This is a genomic window from Bacillus seohaeanensis, assembly GCF_042684945.1.
GTDB classification, from domain to species: domain Bacteria; phylum Bacillota; class Bacilli; order Bacillales; family Bacillaceae_B; genus Rossellomorea; species Rossellomorea seohaeanensis.
Map to the genome: position 1 here is coordinate 15,521 of NZ_JBHUMF010000001.1, position 17,166 is coordinate 32,686.

Here is a 17,166-nt window from a genome sequence, read left to right on the forward strand (position 1 = left end):
TATTGTAGTTATATTGGTTTGTATGAAGCATAAAAAAATCAATGTACACTATTTAAATTAGTGGGAGCCTTTTGAAGTGTAGTAATTACATCTTTTGGGTAGTAAATAAATTTTTTCACCTAAAAGTTTCTTTTGTTCTGTTACAATATAATTATTAAATTGTAATTTTATAACAGAAAGAAGTGGTTGTTTGGGAAAGTATAAAAATATAATTTCAACAATCGGTCGTGATAATAAGTTAAGTCGATGCACGGATGATGAAGATAAAATCTTCAAGCGAGAAGAAATCATTAATAGTTGGAAAGTGTCATATCATGAGAGAGTTTCTCGAAATGAAGATGAGATGGGTTTACGCTTACCTCAATTCGGAGCATTATCTGCGATTCGTGCACACTGGGCGACATCAAAATCTCCAGCAACAATTGTCTTACCAACTGGAACAGGGAAGTCTGAAACAATGTATGCCACTATTATTTCTGAAAGAATACCTTCAACACTTATCATTGTACCCTCTAATCTTTTGAGGGAACAAATTTTTGAAGGAGTGAGACATTTTGGTATACTTCCTAAATTAAATATGATTTCGGATAAGGTTATTTACCCAACGACTTTTCTTTATAAGTCAAAAGTAGGGAATGAGGATGAAAAAACACTGATTAATGCTGTTGAAGAGGCTAATATAGTGGTTTCAACTCCCGGTATGATTAAAAATATGCATTCTGCTGTTTTGGATACACTCATTGAAAAGGTAGAAGTTGTAATATTTGATGAAGCTCATCACCTTGCAGCTCCCGATTGGAGTACAGTGAGAGAAAGATTTTTAGGGAAAAAAATTCTACAATTTACTGCCACTCCTTATAGAAATGATGGAAAAAAGGTGGATGGTAAAATAATTTTCAATTATGGCCTGTCATTGGCTCAAAGATCTGGTTATTTCAAACCGATAGATTTTTATCCAATACAAGAATTTGACGAGAGAAAGTCTGATGAAGAAATTGCAAAAATAGCTATTAAGCAATTAAATGAAGATTTGAAAAAAGGATTTGAACATGTACTTTTAGCGAGAGCAAATAGCCGAAAACGGGCTGATGAATTGTATGAAAAAATTTACTCTCAATATAAAGAGTATAATCCAGTTGTCATTCACACGGGTATTCGCCCTTCCCAGAGGAAAAAATACTTGCAGCAAGTTAAAGACGGTAAAGCCAAAATTGTGGTATGTGTAGATATGTTTGGGGAAGGCATAGATATTCCAACATTGAAAATTGCGGCAATTCATGACAAATATAAGTCTCTTCCAATTACACTTCAATTCATTGGACGATTTGCTAGAACAAGTGGTAACAAGTTGGGAAATGCAAAACTCATTACAAATGTGGCAATGGATGATTTGAAGGAAGCGATTGAAGAGTTATATCATCAAGATGCTGATTGGAATCAACTCCTTAATATCCATTCAAATCAAGCTATTAATAGGGAAGTTGAGCTTGGTGAGTTTATTAATAAGTTTGAAAAAGGCCATATAAAGGAGATAGACTTATCCCAACTAAAGATGAAAGTAAGTACCAGGATGTTCCTACATCCTTCAAAAAGGACTTTGGTAAATGGATGGAAACAAGTTTTGAATCCAGATAGAACTACATCATTAATAAATGAAGAAGATTCCGTTTTTGTTTTCATTGAGGAAATTGAAACAAAGGTTGCCTGGTCAGATCAAAAGGATATAGTTCAATATGATTATGATTTCTTTGTGCTGTTCTTTGATAAGGACAATGGAATCGTTCATATAAACGAGACGGATACTGGAAAAGGGAACCGTCTTGTGGATAGTATGTTTTCAGAAGCGTCAGCAATTAAGGGAGATTCAGTCTATCGAAGCTTAGAAGGAGTTAATCGATTAATGATTGGAACCTTAGGATTAAAGCAAAAACCCAGTGGGAGGATTAGCTTTAGAATGTTTGCTGGTGCTGATATTAAGACTGGAATTAGTGAGGCTGTTACATCGGGTTCTACAAAATCTAATTTATTTGGTTATGGCTATCAAAATGGAGAACGAATAAGTATTGGTTGTTCATATAAAGGGAAAGTTTGGATGAGATGGGTAGAGCGGATTAATTTTTGGACAGATTGGTGTCAAAAAATAGGGAAAAAGGTCATGGATGATACTATTGATACTAATAATATATTAAGTAATTCCCTAGCTTTAGAGGTTATTAAGGAATTTCCAGAAGGAATCCCTTATAAAATTTTACTTCCCGAAATAATTGAAGTTTCCAACTCTTCCACTAGACAGTTATATATATCAAAAGAACAAAAGGAATTTCCGTTCTTTCAAACAGTTTTAAAGAATCCTGGTGTAGTTAATGAAAGTCTACGCTTTGAATTTTGGGTAAATGAACGAAAATTTGTCTTTGAACAGATAATTAATGAGACTTCATATAGTTTTAAGCAAATCGAAGGTGAAGAGCTATTGGTGAAATCCAGTAAAGGAACTGTTAAAATGACCGAGTTTCTGCACGAACACTCACCGGAAGTTTCGTTCATTCAAAACGATGGCACTATTATTGTAGTACAAGAAAATTTACAAACGGTAATAAAACCAAAAAGTGGCATTGATTTGCCACAAGGCTCTTTCACTGCTATCGATTGGAAGAAATTTAAGGTCGATATAAAATCTGAATCTCAAGGAAGAGGGAGAAAGACTGATTCGATTCAATACGCTACGATACATAAAATTGTAGATCAGGCATCAGATATCATTTTTGATGATGATGGAGCCGGAGAAATTGCAGATGTCGTTTCGGTCAAAATAGATTCTCAAAGTCAAAAGGTTAAATTTCATCTGTATCATTGTAAATATTCAGCCGAAAAACTTCCCGGAGCCCGTGTGAGTGACCTATATGAAGTATGTGGACAAGCTGAAAAGTCCATTATGTGGAATGATAATGTCTTACAAATTGTTCAACGGATGATTGAACGAGAAAATATGAGGCAAAGAAAATATGATGAAACCAGGTTTGAGAAGGGAGACTTACAAACTCTGCATATGTTGAAAAAGATGGTGAAATCTGGATTTGAAACAGAATTTGAAATATCAATTGTTCAGCCGGGAGTCTCGATAATGAAAATCACAGATTCAATGAAACAAATTATTTTGGCAACTGATTCATACCTAAAAGATACTTATGGCTTACGTCTGACATGTTATTTTAGTGAATGATAAACTGGGTGTTTAAATCGCTGTGCTAGACAAATTATATGGAGAAAAGAAGAAACCCAGTGGAAGTAATAAAGAGAATATATTGAATTGGAAAGAAAAACTTTATCCCTTAATCGGAACGATAGCTAAAGATCAGACAGTTGATCTCCAGCTTTTTTTTATTCCGTTAAAGGGTAGGTTAATAAAATAAATTGCGATTATACTAAAAACACAGAGGGATGTATAAATGAAATACCGAAATCATACTGCTTACTTATCTATATCAGCTAGTGGACCTCTTAATGGTGAATTAGAGAATTTATCAATGAAAGCCAGGGAGCGGGCATTTGCTGACCTAAAATATACAACAGCAGATGTAGATTTTTATGAAATGCACTGGAAAAAAGAGTGGGGAGGGGACGCGAAATATAAACATCATGAGCGTTTACGAAATCCAAAATTAAGAGAGGTTAATAATGCATTGAACAGAATTGGAGCATGGTTTGCTTCCTATCAGGAATCGGAAGAGTGGATAGGAGGAAATATAACTATTGTTTATGCTGGTCATGGAAAAAATAATGATGGTTCCTGGGTATTAGAAGATGGTGAGATATCTGTAACCGATTTATTTGAGATATTAAATAATTATTTAATAAACGATCAAAATAGTTTGAGAGTCAGTCTAATTCTAGATTCATGTTACTCAGGGAAATTCTTAGTGGATTTTCTACATAAAGTATATGCTGAAGAAAATAGTATAATATCTCCGGATTATTGTGCGGTAGCATGTTTACATGACGAAGTAGCACTAGAAGAACCATGTTTAGGACATGGACTTTATACTTATTCCTTTTCTTTAAGTAGTTTCGGTCCCTATCGTGGAATAGATATTGACCCTGAGAGATACAAAGACCCAGCCATTAGGTTGTTTTTGGACCCTGGACACGGCTGTTCACTGTTTACCTTCGGAAAGCAAAACCCAATTAGATTTGATAATGGAACCTTTGATACATGTGGAAAACATTTATCCATTTTCAGAGAAAATGAGCCCTATGAGTTATTAACAAAAGATGAAATTTATAGTGAGTTTGAACTAAGTAGATTTTTAATTGAAGATGAGATACATCGTGTGAAAAAGTCAGGTTATTATATAAAGTCAGAGAATTTAACTGAAGAGGGAATAACATCTAGTGATGTTAAAGTAGGTAGGCGAACCTAAAAAGTAATAATGGTTATTTATAATGGTTTTGCAAAAGTTAAGGGGGAGATTCCCTAATTCCCATCCTTATAAGTTTCTTAATTAACATAATTCATCATATTCCATCTAGACTAACCGCCCAAAATTCAACGTACTAACAGCAATGGAGGTTCATCCATCTCAAGCTGTTATCTTGCCTGACTAATATCTGCGTGAGATGGTTGATTTAAAATATGACTTCTATACGAAATTCGCTAAACCGGTTCCACAAGGTGAGAACCGTGCCATTAAAAATGCTGGACACAGCTGGATTCATACAGATTGTTCAGGTGCAGTAGTAAAGGCGATATGGGGTTTGCTCGACAGAGTGGACAAATGAAGAAAAATGAGGTTTGAACAAAAAAATAACCTCTTGGTATGATATGAGTATCCTATAGCTGGCCAGCAAAAAGGACAAAATCATATATATCAGGAGGTCACCAAGATGAATTATAATCAAAATAGAAAGAGTGCTCAAATCACTTCTTAAACACTAATTATAGGTATAGATGTTGCGAAGTTCAAGCAGGTAGCACGTGCTCAGGACTTTAGGGGAATTCAGTTTGGCACACCTTGTCGCTTTGAAAATACCCAATCTCATTTCAACCTATTTCTAGGTTATTTACTTTGATATAAAAACATCCCCCCATTTTTTTGGAGGGATGTTTTGTTATGTTATGAATTTCAGCCATATTATTTTGTTTGAGGCCTTCCCTTAAGAGGATTAGAAATTCCACTTCCTAACCCGTACCTTTAATTGAGTACAACTCCGCATACTCAGCTCATCCGCGAGTGTCTGATAGCTTTTTGATCCGTTAATGTACTTCATTACCGCTTTCCGTTTGAATTCTTCAGTATAAGAGTTAAATCTTTGCCCTTTTTTAGCCATAGAAAAATCCCCTCCAAGTATCATTCTTGCCTCCATGGTAACATTAAGGCTTTTTTGAATATCTACTTAAAGGGGATAATATCAAGATAAATTCCTTGGAGGACTTTTTTCTTTATCTAATTAATACTATAAAAAATCTATATCCCTGTAATCTTCTTTGTTCTCATGGTTTTTATCCTTCCTTGCTGTAACTAAGTTGTTTCTAAGCGGGGAGGGGATGTAGAGAAGTACGGGTGAAACAGGACCTTTTAGGTGGTGACTAGGCACGAACATCTAAAATATTCGGAACCAACTTGAAACGAATTTCGTATTAGTGTGAGGTAGGAGTAATTAACAAAGGAATTATCTTATTAGACAACAAAGTATATATCAGTATGGTTAGTAGGAAAGCGAATATCGATGGTGTTAGTTTAACGATCAACCCAGTTTAGAACGGGTAACTTCGGTAATGGAAGGGGATATAAATGGAACCAAAAGAGTTAGGTAATATGAGATTGAAGCAACTTACTATTAGCAACGTTCTTATAGTAATACCCATCATTATCTTTTTTATTTTAATTAGTGTTTTTACTATAACATTTGCACACATTTTCTTCGTTCTTGGAGTAATTTTATTGATTCAAGGTGTTTTAGGATTTATAAAGGGGGACTCAACGAGATCAATTATCCCTACTTTTGAAAAAGTAGCAATCTATGAAAAACAAAAAATGGGGAATGAATGGTATAAACAACGAAAAGTAGGATATGTTTGGCAGCTAATATTGAGTAGTCTCCTATTTTTGCAATCTTACTTGAACCAAGACTCAACAGATAATGGTTTTCAAATAGAATTTATGTTTATGTTCATCATAACCTTTTTTATTTTAGTTATGATAAATATTAGTTTGGTTATTCACTTTAGAAAGGTTGATCATGCCACTAAAGAATTGGATTTTAAAGGCTACACTTGGAAGTCAAACCTTATTGCTATTGCGGTAGGAGTTGTGTTTGCCTTGGTAATGTTTGTCATTGCCCTTTCGTATATTATTTCAGGAATGTAAAGAACAAAAGGGACATTTAAATGGATAGAAACATATAAGAATTAATTAATTTTACAAAGACAAAGTTTGGTTTAGATAACTACTACTTACAACATCATAGCCTTTCACGAGCGAGCAGAATACCCAAATAAGAAAATTCATATCATCAATGTAAGGGGATGATTAATTTGGTTGGCCTGTTAGAAAACATACACGAAGCATCTGTATTACTACTACTCTTATGTTCTTTTTTTTATTATAGGCATTTGAAAAAAATAAAGCGAGAAAGAAAACTTTCCTTCTTTGAATATTCAATGTTTATCATAACACAGCTTGCATACTTGCTTTGGGCGGGTAGTTATCTTCTTCTTATTTTAGATAAAAATTAAATAGGTTCTTATAGTACGGATAAGTGCTTATTTTTAATAAAGAAAATTTAAGGAGATTTATACTTATGCGAATAGAAGAAATGAGAAAGAAGATTCAAGAATTACCTGATGCAGAAGCAAGGTCATTATTATTTCAAATTTATCTACGGATGGATCTTTTAAAAGAAACGGACTATTCACATATAGAATTTGTAAAAGATCTGGAAAAAATATACGAAACTATTGTTGATATTTCAAAAGAACGATTAGAAATGAAAGAAGAGGGGACTTTTCAAATGGTACATCTTCTATTTGGTGATTCTCCTGCAGGGACTTTAAAAGTAACTTTAAAGGAAATGGGAATATACCAAGAGGAAAGAGTCATTGCATTTTGGGATATGTTTTCTATTGGCCCAGTCTGGGAATTGCATGAGAAATCGGGTGAAGAATCCAGGTTTGATTGGATGAAAAGTGTTATGAATGATGAATATAAAGATTTTCAGGACTATAAACAGGGATTTCAACAGACTGTTCACCAAATTTTAAGCATTCCAGAAGGCTTGCCTATAACCATATGGGTTGCTGAAAATTCCCATGAACAGACAGGACTTCGATATGTTTTGCATTTATTAAAGAACAAAATGAATGATATCCAAGTAATTAATACGACAAAGTCATTTGCTGAGAATTTTACCCGACCAGATATAACATACACCGTTTTAAAGACAGGGGAGATTTCACCAGAAAAACTTCAAGTTATTTATAGGAAAAGTAAATCGAACTCTCCTTTGTCACAACATGAAAGAGAAGAACTTGAACAAGAATGGTTGACTCTTGCTCAAAATCAGGAAACATTACGTATTTGGCGGAATGGAAGGATAAAGAGTGTTAATGTTGACTATTATGACCAATATATTGTCAACATGGCGAAGAAACTTCAACGTGAACGGGAATCTAGAGATTTCATGAAATCTGCCAGATTAATTGGAGAAGTGTTAGGACATTTAGATCAATATGTAGGTGATGAGTTCTTGGAATACCGGCTAAGGAAGTTGATAGAAAAGGGGGCTTTCGAGGTAGAAGGTAGTCTGAAAGCTATGAGATTTTATAGTGTGAGGTTAAAAAGGTAATTTTCAGCATCGAACTCCCCTTTATAGCAATAGTAATAAATAATGGATTAGGTTACTTAATTATACTTCTATTAGCTTTCCTCATTATGTACTTGGGTTTACTAATTCATGAAATAGGACAGTTTATTGCAGGAGTATTTCTCCAATATAGATTTCTATTTTGATTATAGGACCTTTTGTTATTTCAAATAGAAAAGCGCCGAAGGTAACAACGGCGCTTTTTCTCTAAATCTCATTTATTCTGTTATTACGTTATATTTTTAAAATAGATTGTTGAGTAGATCGTTTAATAACCCTTCTTCTCTATCGTCTTTGTGCTCTTTGCTAGGTGAATCCAGAAGCGAATCTAGTTGTGCATCTGCACTTGTATTTAAGCTAAGTTCAGTGCGGTCTTCCTCACTCCGACCGGAATCTTTAGCCCGGTCCTGTAGCTCTACTTCTGTCATTCGACAATCTTCAGAACTCCAGTCACTTTTTTTTGACATTACTTTTAGTTCTTCATTTGACATCAAATCTTCATCAGCAAGCTGTGTGGGAAGGTCAATAGAAGTTTCTTTTTCATCAGATGCAAATGCCGCACCTCCAAAACCAAAAGATAATCCTAGAATTAATCCTGCGCTTGTTATTTGCTTTAACATGTTTCCTCACTCCTTCTAATAGTTGATGTCTTACAGCATTAAATTTTCCACATAGAAATGAAGTAAAACGAAGAATCTTTTAGTTTAACAAAAATGAAAAATAGCTGTTATATAAATTAGCTGTCTCTTTTGCTTTTGTAACAAAAAGATAGAATACATTAACGAAGAAAATGTTGTTTTGGGGTGATGGACTGTTATTTTCCACTGAAGCTAGACATTCGTTTCGTCTGCGAGGTCTCAACTTTTCTTCTGTATACCGCAGAAGTCAAACGCCTTTTGGCTCTATTCCACTTTGGATTCTCAACTGTTATGTAATAATTACTGGTAGCGGCCTACGTATAATAATTACATCAAAAGCCAAACTGATAGTACTAAGAAAGGAAAGGGACGTTTCAGGTGGGAAAGCAAAATCCAACGGTCTGTGAGTTGTGTAAACGGGAAGGGGTGAAGACGACGCTTCATCATTTAATCCCCAAGGAAAAAGGTGGAACATTTTTGCCGACTGCCTATCTGTGCATTCCGTGTCATAAGCAAATTCATACCCTTTTTACGAACACGGAACTCATCGTACTGGGCATTACTAGCATAGAAGCCCTCCGTCAAAATGAAAAAATGAGAAAGTTTTTGAAGTGGATAAGGAAGCAGCCGGGTTCAAAGATTCCACGTACTAGGAAGTCTGGTTACTGAGGCTAGAGGTCTGGTGATAACTAGGGAAGTGACAACGGTGCTATGGAGTTTCTAAAAGAAGGATAGATCCATACTGTGCAAAAGGGATTTGAAAGTTTTATAAATTCCTTTAAAATAGTAGTCTAATCATACTTTTAGGCATATAGTTTTACGGATGTTCTCTTAAATAGTTTAAATATTTTAAAAAATTAAAAAATGTATTGCGAAATAATCATATATAAGCTAGAATTCAATTATAGTTAAATGTAATCGATTACATTTTGTTTTTACTTAGTAAGGGTGCAAAAAGATGACAAAAATGAGTGATGTTGCAAAATTAGCAAATGTATCAACAGCTACTGTTTCAAGGGTGCTTAGAAACCCTAAGACGGTAAAAAAGTCTACACAGCAAAAAGTATTCGAAGCAATTAAACAACTAGATTATCAACCTAACATTCTCGCTCGTCGTTTTCGAACAAATCAAACGAAGACAATCCTTGTTGTTGTTCCTAGTCTAACGAATCTTGTATTCTCAGAAATTATTGCAGGGATTGACAGGGTTGCAATGGAACAAGGCTATCAGGTTTTATTAGGTGATACAAATAAGCAGTTAGAAAAAGCTCAAAACTTTATTAATCATTTAAAGCAGAAACAAGTAGATGGCGCTATTTTATTAACCGTTCGACTAGATCAGGACCTATGGAAAGAAATTGCTAATCACTATCCTATAGTCCTCGCTTCCGATTTTGTTGAAGATATGAAGGTCCCTACTGTTACTATTGATAATGTAAAAAGTGGTTTTGAAGTAACGGAGCATTTAATTAAATTAGGACACCGTAAAATCGCCCATGTATCCGGATCCGCCGACGTTTCTGTTAGCCAAGAGCGAGTGAAGGGTTATTGTAAAGCATTACGCCATTATGATATACCGTTTGATTCAGACCTTTTCATTGAAGCGGATTATTCCATCGAATGGGGCTATTCATCCGTTAAGAAGTTAATGGCACAAAAGAGCAACCCTACGGCTATATTCTTTGGAAATGATGAAATGGCAATGGGGGGGATAAAAGCAGCGACTGAAATGGGAATAAGGGTCCCTGAGGATTTAGCTGTGGTTGGATTTGATGATATTAAATTTTCAGCTATTTATAATCCGCCCCTTACAACGATTTCTCAGCCACTTCATGAAATGGGAAAAAAAGCAATGGAGCTACTTGTAAAGATCATGGATGGTGAACCACTAGAAACAGAAAAATATGTTTTGGAAAGTGAGTTTGTAGTCCGTGATTCCTGTGGTGCCAAAATAACAGGAAAATAATTTTCTAGTATTAAAAAATGTAATCGATTACAAAAAGGGGAAAGAGGAGGAGAATGTAAATGATAGAAAAACCAGTTGCTCTTCAAATGTTTACATTACGTGAGGAAAGTAGCAAAGATTTTATCGGTACGCTAAAAAAAGTAGCAGAGATTGGGTATGAAGGTGTTGAGTTTGCTGGATATGGTGGTCTTGATGTAACAGAGTTAAAGACCGTTATTGATGGACTAGGTCTTCGTGCAGCATCTAGTCATATACCTCTTGTTGATATGGAGAAGGACTTTTCTAAGGTAATTGATAACCAACACAAACTCGAAAGTACGAAGATTGTTTGCCCGTTTCTTCCCCCAGAAAGAAGGACGGAAGCAGATTATCGAGAACTCATTACTTTATTAAATACTTTTGGACAAACATGCAGCAAGGAGGGCATCACCCTTTGCTACCACAACCATGACTTCGAATTAGAAACTCTCTCCGATGGACGTACAGCCCTACAAACAATTCTTGAAGAAACGAATCCAGACTGGGTAAAAGCTGAATTTGATATATATTGGCTAACAAAAGCAGGCGAAGATCCACTGGAATGGATTGAGAAATACCCCAATAGAACCCCACTCATTCATCTAAAGGACATGACAACAGATGGAGAGCAGTTTTTTGCTGAACTGGGTACTGGTGGTGTTGATATTGATTCTGTATTACAAAAGGGGGAACAGGCAAATGTCGAGTGGTGGATTGTAGAACAAGACAAAAGTAAATGCTCACCTTTTGAAAGTGTTGAAATCAGCATGAATTATTTGAAAAAGCGATTACCTCATTTAGTGAAGTCTTAAGGAGTTACTTTTTATAAAATAAGGGGGAAAATCATGAAAAAGTTTCTTGCAATGCTAACTGCTATTGTTATGGTATCTATGCTTGCAGCTTGTGGCGGAAATGAAGGGGCTTCAGGGGGAAATGGTTCAAACGATGAAAATACTATTGAAATGTGGCATATCGAAACTGGAGAGAAAGCAAAGTATTTAGAAGATATAGTGGCTCAATTTGAAAAAGAAAATTCAGGCACAAAAGTGAAACTTATTCGTATACCAAACGATGCGTATAAGCAAAAACTTGCTGTTGCAATGTCAGGTGGTAATCCGCCGGATATCTTCCAAAGTTGGGGCGGGGGTTGGTTAAAGAACTTTGTTGACCAAGGCAATGTACTAGATATTACAGAGGAGGTAAACCAAGATGTATTCTTAGAGAATGCCATTGCTAATACAACATTTGATGAAAAAGTATACGGTGTGCCACTCGGGCTTTCAACAGATCTCATTTTCTATAATAAAGAGATTTTTGCAAAGTACAATTTGGAAGAACCAAAAACATATGAAGAATTCGTTAATGTAATTGAAACACTAAAAGAAAATAATATTATTCCACTAGCTTTAGCGAACAAAACGAAGTGGCCTGGGGCTTATTATTTAATGAACTTTGCAACTCGTATTGCAGGACCTGAACTGTTTGACAGTGCGTTTAACCGTGAAGGTCGTGGATTTGACGATCCTGCATATGTAAAAGCTGGAGAATATATTCAAGAATTAGTGGAGATGGAAGCATTTAACCCAGGAGCAAATGGTCTTCCTTATGATGAAGGAAGAAGTCGACAGCTTATGTATTCAGGAGAAGCAGCAATGATGGATATGACTACTTCTTTTATTAATAATATGCGTGCAGAAAGTCCAGATTTTGAAGAAAAGTTAGGGTTTTTCCCATTCCCAACAGTACCTGATGGTAAAGGGAAAATAACGGATATCGGTGCAGCAACAGGCCCTGTTTTTTCTGTAAGTGAAGGTGCAAATAAACAAGACCTTGCCGTTCAGCTAATAAACGACTTTACAACAAAAGAAAATGCGCAAATCTATACAAATACTACAGGAGCTCTAACAGGAGTTAAAGGTGCAGTTCCAGACGACGAGTTTTTGAAACCAATTTATGAATTAGTGCAAAATGCAACATTTATGCAAATGCCTTACGATCAAACATTACCTCCAGAGCTTGCAGAAGTTCATAAGGACACAACACAGGCACTTTTTGGTCTCTCCATGACGCCGGAAGAGGCGGCAGAAAAGATGGAAGCAAAGGCGAAAGAATTACTTGATAAGTAAAAAATTCAGTGGGGAATGATTCATTTCCCACTGAATCCTTATCACCAAAAGGAGGAGTCTTAGTGGAAGTTCAAACAGAAAGAGTGGATGCGATTCATAAAATTGATAGGAAAAAGTCGAGAAAAGTCGCACGTAATAAAAATATAATTACTATTTCTTTGTTTATTGCACCCGCATTGATTGTTTACCTCCTGTATGTTGTTTATCCGATTTTAGCAACGTTTCATTACAGCTTTTATGAGTGGGATGGTACAACGGAAAAAACATTTATTGGTCTAGGTAATTATGTAGAGCTTTTTCATGATGGCGTATTTTGGACTTCATTAAAAAATAATACTTGGGTCGTCCTTACATCCGTTTTTGTTCAGATTCCATTAGGGTTGATTATGGCACTTATGTTATTTGCACCGATTAGAGGGATTCGTTTCTTTAACAGTGTTTATTTTATGCCATTTCTAATGTCTACAGTTGCTATTGGTATTCTTTGGGTACTAATGTTTGACCCTATCAATGGTGTAATTAATAAGCTTGTTAATCTTCTAGGGTTTGAAAATGTTGCTTGGCTAAGCGATGAAAAAACAGCAATGTGGTCTGTTTTACTCGTCGTTGTTTGGCAGTTCTCGCCATTCTATATGATTTTATTTAAAGCAGCACTTGTGGGGATTCCGGAAGATTTATATGAGGCCTCTCAAATTGATGGGGCAAATAAATGGCAGAAATTCAGAAATATTACACTCCCGTTATTAATGCCAACGATTGTTAGTTCCTCCATCTTAGCGATTGTTGGATCACTTAAAGCATTCGACATCTTCTATATCATGACTGGAGGCGGACCGAATTCCTCAACAGAATTAATGGGAACGTATATGTTCAAGCAAGCATTCATCAATTTTAACATGGGGTATGCCAGTACCATTGCCTTCTTAATGTTCTTTATAGCGCTAATCGTCACAATTATTATTCAAGCATTAGAATACGGACGAAAAAGAAAAGGAGGGTACTAGTAATGGGAGTTATTAAAAAATTACCGTTGTATATCTTAGCTTTATTACTACTCGTTTTCACCGGTTTTCCATTTCTTTTTATGGTCTCCACATCATTTAAAACACAGAGTGATTTTTTTGAGAAGCCTTTCTCTCTATTTAGTTCTTTTGATATTCGTAACTATTCCTCTGTTTTTGAAATGGGAATTAGTAAATACTTTTTCAACAGCTTGATTGTATCCGTTGTTGCTGTTGCGGTCGTTATGTTTATTGCAGCACTAGCAAGTTATCCTTTAAGTAGAATGAACTTTAAATTTAACAAACCTCTTTTTCTATTGTTTATTTCAGGGATGATGCTTCCTATTCATGCAACATTGATTCCTATTTTTAAACTATCTGAGAGTATGGGAATTTATGACACATTATGGGCACTAATTGGTCCGTATATTGCTTTTAGTCTTCCAATTTCTATTTTTATTTTGACTCAGTTTATGCAGGAAATTCCAAAATCGCTGGAGGATGCGGCAAAAATAGACGGATGCACCCCATTTGGTATTTTCCGGAGGGTTATACTACCGATACTGACACCGGCACTTATGACTGTATTAATCTATAACTTTATTCATTTGTGGAATGAATTTATTTTTGCTTTAGTCCTAATTTCAAGCCCAGAAAATCGAACAATCCCATTGGGGCTTCAAGACTTTTACGGGGAGTTTTCAGTAAATATCCCTGGATTGATGTCTGCATTAACGCTATTCAGTCTACCAATTCTAATTGTTTATTTCTTCTCACAGGAAAAAGTAGTAAAAGGTTTAGCGGGAGGTTCCGTAAAAGGTTGATAAGAAGGGGTGATAATGATGTCTATAAATGTTGGATTAGTGGGTTGTGGAAATATAAGTGGAATTTATTTAGAAAACAGCTCTCATTATTCACAATTTACAATTACTGCTTGTGCTGACCTTGACTATACAAAGGCAGAAGCAGCTGCTGCCCGTTATGGTATTCCACATGTAATGAGTGTGGAAGAGCTAATTAAATCACCAGATATTGATATTATTCTAAATTTAACCGTGCCACAAGCCCATGCAGAAATTTCTATTCAAGCGATGGAAAACAACAAACATGTTTATTCGGAAAAACCACTAGCAATCTCCTATGAGGACGGTAAACGTATCATTAAAAAAGCGAAGGAAAAAAACGTACTGGTAGGAGTAGCGCCAGACACCTTCTTAGGAGAAAGCGTCCAGCTTGCTGGGAAATTAATAAAAGATGGTGCTATTGGTAGAGTAGTTGGTGCAACAGCATTTATGATGTCAAGCGGACCGGAGTCATGGCACCCGAATCCGGAATTCTTTTATCGCGTGGGTGGCGGTCCAATGTTTGATATGGGACCTTATTATTTAACTGCACTTGTTAGTCTCCTTGGACCTGTCACAAGAATTATGGGTTCCACGCGCATTACACATTCAGAACGGACTATTACGAGTCCAAAGAGATATGGAGAAAAAATTGTTGTACAAGTACCAACACATGTAACGGGCATTCTGGACTTTGAAAATGAAGCAACAACGACGATTACAACTAGCTTTGATGTTTCAGGATCTCGAACGCCGTACATAGAGATTTATGGGGAGAAAGGTACCATCAGCCTTCCAGATCCCAATCATTTTCATCGTCCACTTCTTTTAAAACTTCGAGGAGAAGAAGACTGGAAAGAAATGAAGCGGGAAACGACGCTCCCTGATAATGCAAGAGGAGTGGGGTTAGCAGATATGGCAGAAGCAATCGAGTCGGGAACGACACCGCGAGCTAGTGGAGAAATGGCTTTTCATGTTCTTGAAATAATGCATGGTATTCATGATTCTTCTAAGCGTGGAAAGCGATATTATATGCAAAGCACATTTACAAAACCAGAACTTTTAGTTGAAAAAGAGGGGGAAACAGTATGGGGAAAATAAAAGTTGGTGTAATTGGTTGTGGAAGTATTGCAAGAAGACGTCATCTAATTGAATACGCTGCAAATGAACAGGTAGACATTGTGGCTGTTTGCGATATTGTGGAAGAGCGTGCTAATGAAATGGCCCAACAATATGGTGCCAAAGCATTTGCAGACTATAAAGAGTTATTACAATTAGAGGAGATTGATGCGATTAGTGTTTGCTTACCGAACTATTTACACGCACCGGTTTCTATTGCAGCGTCAAATGCTGGTAAACACGTTCTATGCGAAAAACCAATGGCTACTTCGAAAGAGGAAGCAGAGGCAATGATTGCAGCAGCAAAGGCAAACAGTAAAAAGTTGATGATTGCTCATAATCAGAGATTTGTAGCTTCGCATCAAAAGGCAAAAGAACTTATTGATAGTGGAAAACTTGGGAAGATATACAGTTTTAAAACTACATTTGGTCATCCAGGTCCTGAAGCATGGAGCATTGACGGGGCAGCAAGTTGGTTCTTTGATAGAGAACAGGCATTTATTGGCGCAATGGGAGACCTTGGGGTTCACAAGGCAGACTTAATGCGGTATTTACTCGGTGAGTTTACGGAAGTAGGCGCTTTTATTGAAACGAACGCAAAGAAAAATACGGAAGTAGATGATAATGCCGTTTACGTGTTACGTACATCATCTGGGGTTATTGGGACATTGGCAGCAAGTTGGTCGTATGTAACAGGTGGCGATAATTCGACCATTATTTATGGAGAGAACGGTATACTACGCCTTGAAGCCGATCCAGAGTATTCATTGATTGAAGAATATCGAAACGGGGAAACAATCTATCATAAACTAGAAAAAATTCAATCTAATAAAGAAGGTGGTCAAACTAACACGCATGTAATTGAACACTTTGTAGAGTGTATTATAGAAGATAAAGAACCGCTCATTACAGGGAGAGAAGGATTAAAGTCACTAGAAATTGTTTTGGCTGCACTCCAATCCAATGAAACGAAACAAATTGTTTCATTACAGGAAGGAGCTACTGTTAATTGAAACTTGGTGTCTTTACGGTGTTATTCGAGAAGACATGCTCGACCATGTAAAAGCAGCGCGAATTGGAACAGGTGGTTATCCAGGAAATGCTCATTGGCACTAGATATCCTTTTAGAAGATGAAAGAAAAAGAAAGGATGACCTAGAAGCAGTGACATCTCGTGGTCTTACCATAAGTGCATTACGCATATACAACGACGATTATGTCATAAGTATTCAACATGAAGATCCTATCATGTCAATTGGCGAAGGGTTCGGCCGTGCCGTGAAAAACTTAAACGCTATTTTAATTTGCAATCAACCAACTGATATGTTGTGGGCCTAAACAGGTACACTACCTTTTTAAGAGGTTAGACAAATATTCGTTGAAGATTGTATGAAGTGGTTCTACTGACAAAACTCAAACAGTAGACCAAGATATTTTTGGGAAGGGAAAATCCTGCGCTAGCATATTGCTAGCGTTTTTTCCGTTCATAATAACCTAGCAGTTTGTCCAAATTCCTCGAATGTATATGATAATTGTTGTACTATATGTATATAGTCATATGTATACATAATCCATACAGAAGTAACAGGAAGTAAGT

The 17,166-nt window shown here is 36.0% G+C and carries 14 protein-coding genes and 2 pseudogenes; 15 read left to right on the top strand and 1 reads right to left on the bottom strand.

Going from position 1 to position 17,166, the window contains the following annotated elements; all coding sequences use genetic code 11:
• Positions 1–190: 190 nt before the first annotated feature.
• The 5 genes from ACFSUL_RS00115 (at position 191) to ACFSUL_RS00135 (ending at position 7,842) form a co-directional block, all read left to right on the top strand.
• Positions 191–3,220 carry a DEAD/DEAH box helicase gene (locus ACFSUL_RS00115; RefSeq protein ID WP_377931539.1) on the top strand — a complete coding sequence of 1,010 codons (3,030 nt, stop codon included), beginning with the start codon at positions 191–193 and terminating at the stop codon, positions 3,218–3,220.
• Positions 3,221–3,446: 226 nt separating this feature from the next.
• Positions 3,447–4,418 (top strand): hypothetical protein, encoded by a 972-nt coding sequence (locus ACFSUL_RS00120; RefSeq protein ID WP_377931541.1) that lies wholly within the window; start codon positions 3,447–3,449, stop codon positions 4,416–4,418.
• A 1,371-nt stretch (positions 4,419–5,789) separates the two neighbouring features.
• A complete protein-coding gene (locus ACFSUL_RS00125) occupies positions 5,790–6,365 on the top strand; it encodes a hypothetical protein (protein WP_377931543.1) in 576 nt (191 codons plus the stop codon).
• Positions 6,366–6,523: 158 nt separating this feature from the next.
• Positions 6,524–6,733, top strand: a complete 210-nt coding sequence (locus tag ACFSUL_RS00130; protein WP_377931545.1) for a hypothetical protein — start codon at positions 6,524–6,526, stop codon at positions 6,731–6,733.
• Positions 6,734–6,798: 65 nt separating this feature from the next.
• Entirely contained in the window at positions 6,799–7,842 is a 1,044-nt protein-coding gene (locus ACFSUL_RS00135; protein WP_377931547.1) for a DUF1835 domain-containing protein, read from the top strand.
• Positions 7,843–8,102: 260 nt separating this feature from the next.
• Here the strand turns inward: ACFSUL_RS00135 and ACFSUL_RS00140 are convergent, their stop codons facing one another.
• A complete protein-coding gene (locus tag ACFSUL_RS00140; RefSeq protein ID WP_377931549.1) occupies positions 8,103–8,480 on the bottom strand; it encodes a hypothetical protein in 378 nt (125 codons plus the stop codon).
• Positions 8,481–8,876: 396 nt separating this feature from the next.
• Between ACFSUL_RS00140 and ACFSUL_RS00145 the strand changes: the two genes are divergently transcribed.
• The 10 genes and pseudogenes from ACFSUL_RS00145 to ACFSUL_RS00190 all read left to right on the top strand — a co-directional run.
• Positions 8,877–9,167 (top strand): HNH endonuclease, encoded by a 291-nt coding sequence (locus ACFSUL_RS00145; RefSeq protein WP_377931551.1) that lies wholly within the window; start codon positions 8,877–8,879, stop codon positions 9,165–9,167.
• 289 nt (positions 9,168–9,456) lie between these two features.
• A complete protein-coding gene (locus ACFSUL_RS00150; protein WP_377931553.1) occupies positions 9,457–10,464 on the top strand; it encodes a LacI family DNA-binding transcriptional regulator in 1,008 nt (335 codons plus the stop codon).
• Between the two features lie 59 nt (positions 10,465–10,523).
• Complete coding sequence (locus ACFSUL_RS00155) at positions 10,524–11,294, top strand: sugar phosphate isomerase/epimerase family protein (protein WP_377931555.1); 771 nt, start codon at positions 10,524–10,526, stop codon at positions 11,292–11,294.
• Between the two features lie 33 nt (positions 11,295–11,327).
• Entirely contained in the window at positions 11,328–12,608 is a 1,281-nt protein-coding gene (locus ACFSUL_RS00160) for an ABC transporter substrate-binding protein (RefSeq protein ID WP_377931557.1), read from the top strand.
• A 62-nt stretch (positions 12,609–12,670) separates the two neighbouring features.
• Positions 12,671–13,612 carry a carbohydrate ABC transporter permease gene (locus ACFSUL_RS00165; RefSeq protein ID WP_377931559.1) on the top strand — a complete coding sequence of 314 codons (942 nt, stop codon included), beginning with the start codon at positions 12,671–12,673 and terminating at the stop codon, positions 13,610–13,612.
• A 2-nt stretch (positions 13,613–13,614) separates the two neighbouring features.
• Entirely contained in the window at positions 13,615–14,433 is an 819-nt protein-coding gene (locus ACFSUL_RS00170; RefSeq protein ID WP_377931561.1) for a carbohydrate ABC transporter permease, read from the top strand.
• A gap of 15 nt (positions 14,434–14,448) precedes the next feature.
• Positions 14,449–15,552 (top strand): Gfo/Idh/MocA family protein, encoded by a 1,104-nt coding sequence (locus tag ACFSUL_RS00175; protein ID WP_377931563.1) that lies wholly within the window; start codon positions 14,449–14,451, stop codon positions 15,550–15,552.
• Complete coding sequence (locus ACFSUL_RS00180; RefSeq protein WP_377931565.1) at positions 15,540–16,583, top strand: Gfo/Idh/MocA family protein; 1,044 nt, start codon at positions 15,540–15,542, stop codon at positions 16,581–16,583. The genes ACFSUL_RS00175 and ACFSUL_RS00180 overlap by 13 nt, the downstream gene beginning before the upstream one ends.
• Positions 16,580–16,781 (top strand): annotated as a pseudogene (locus tag ACFSUL_RS00185) (sugar phosphate isomerase/epimerase); the annotation flags it as partial. The gene ACFSUL_RS00180 and the pseudogene ACFSUL_RS00185, both read left to right, overlap by 4 nt.
• Positions 16,755–16,907: pseudogene (locus ACFSUL_RS00190) on the top strand (sugar phosphate isomerase/epimerase); the annotation flags it as partial. The pseudogenes ACFSUL_RS00185 and ACFSUL_RS00190, both read left to right, overlap by 27 nt.
• Between the last annotated feature and the right edge of the window lie 259 nt (positions 16,908–17,166).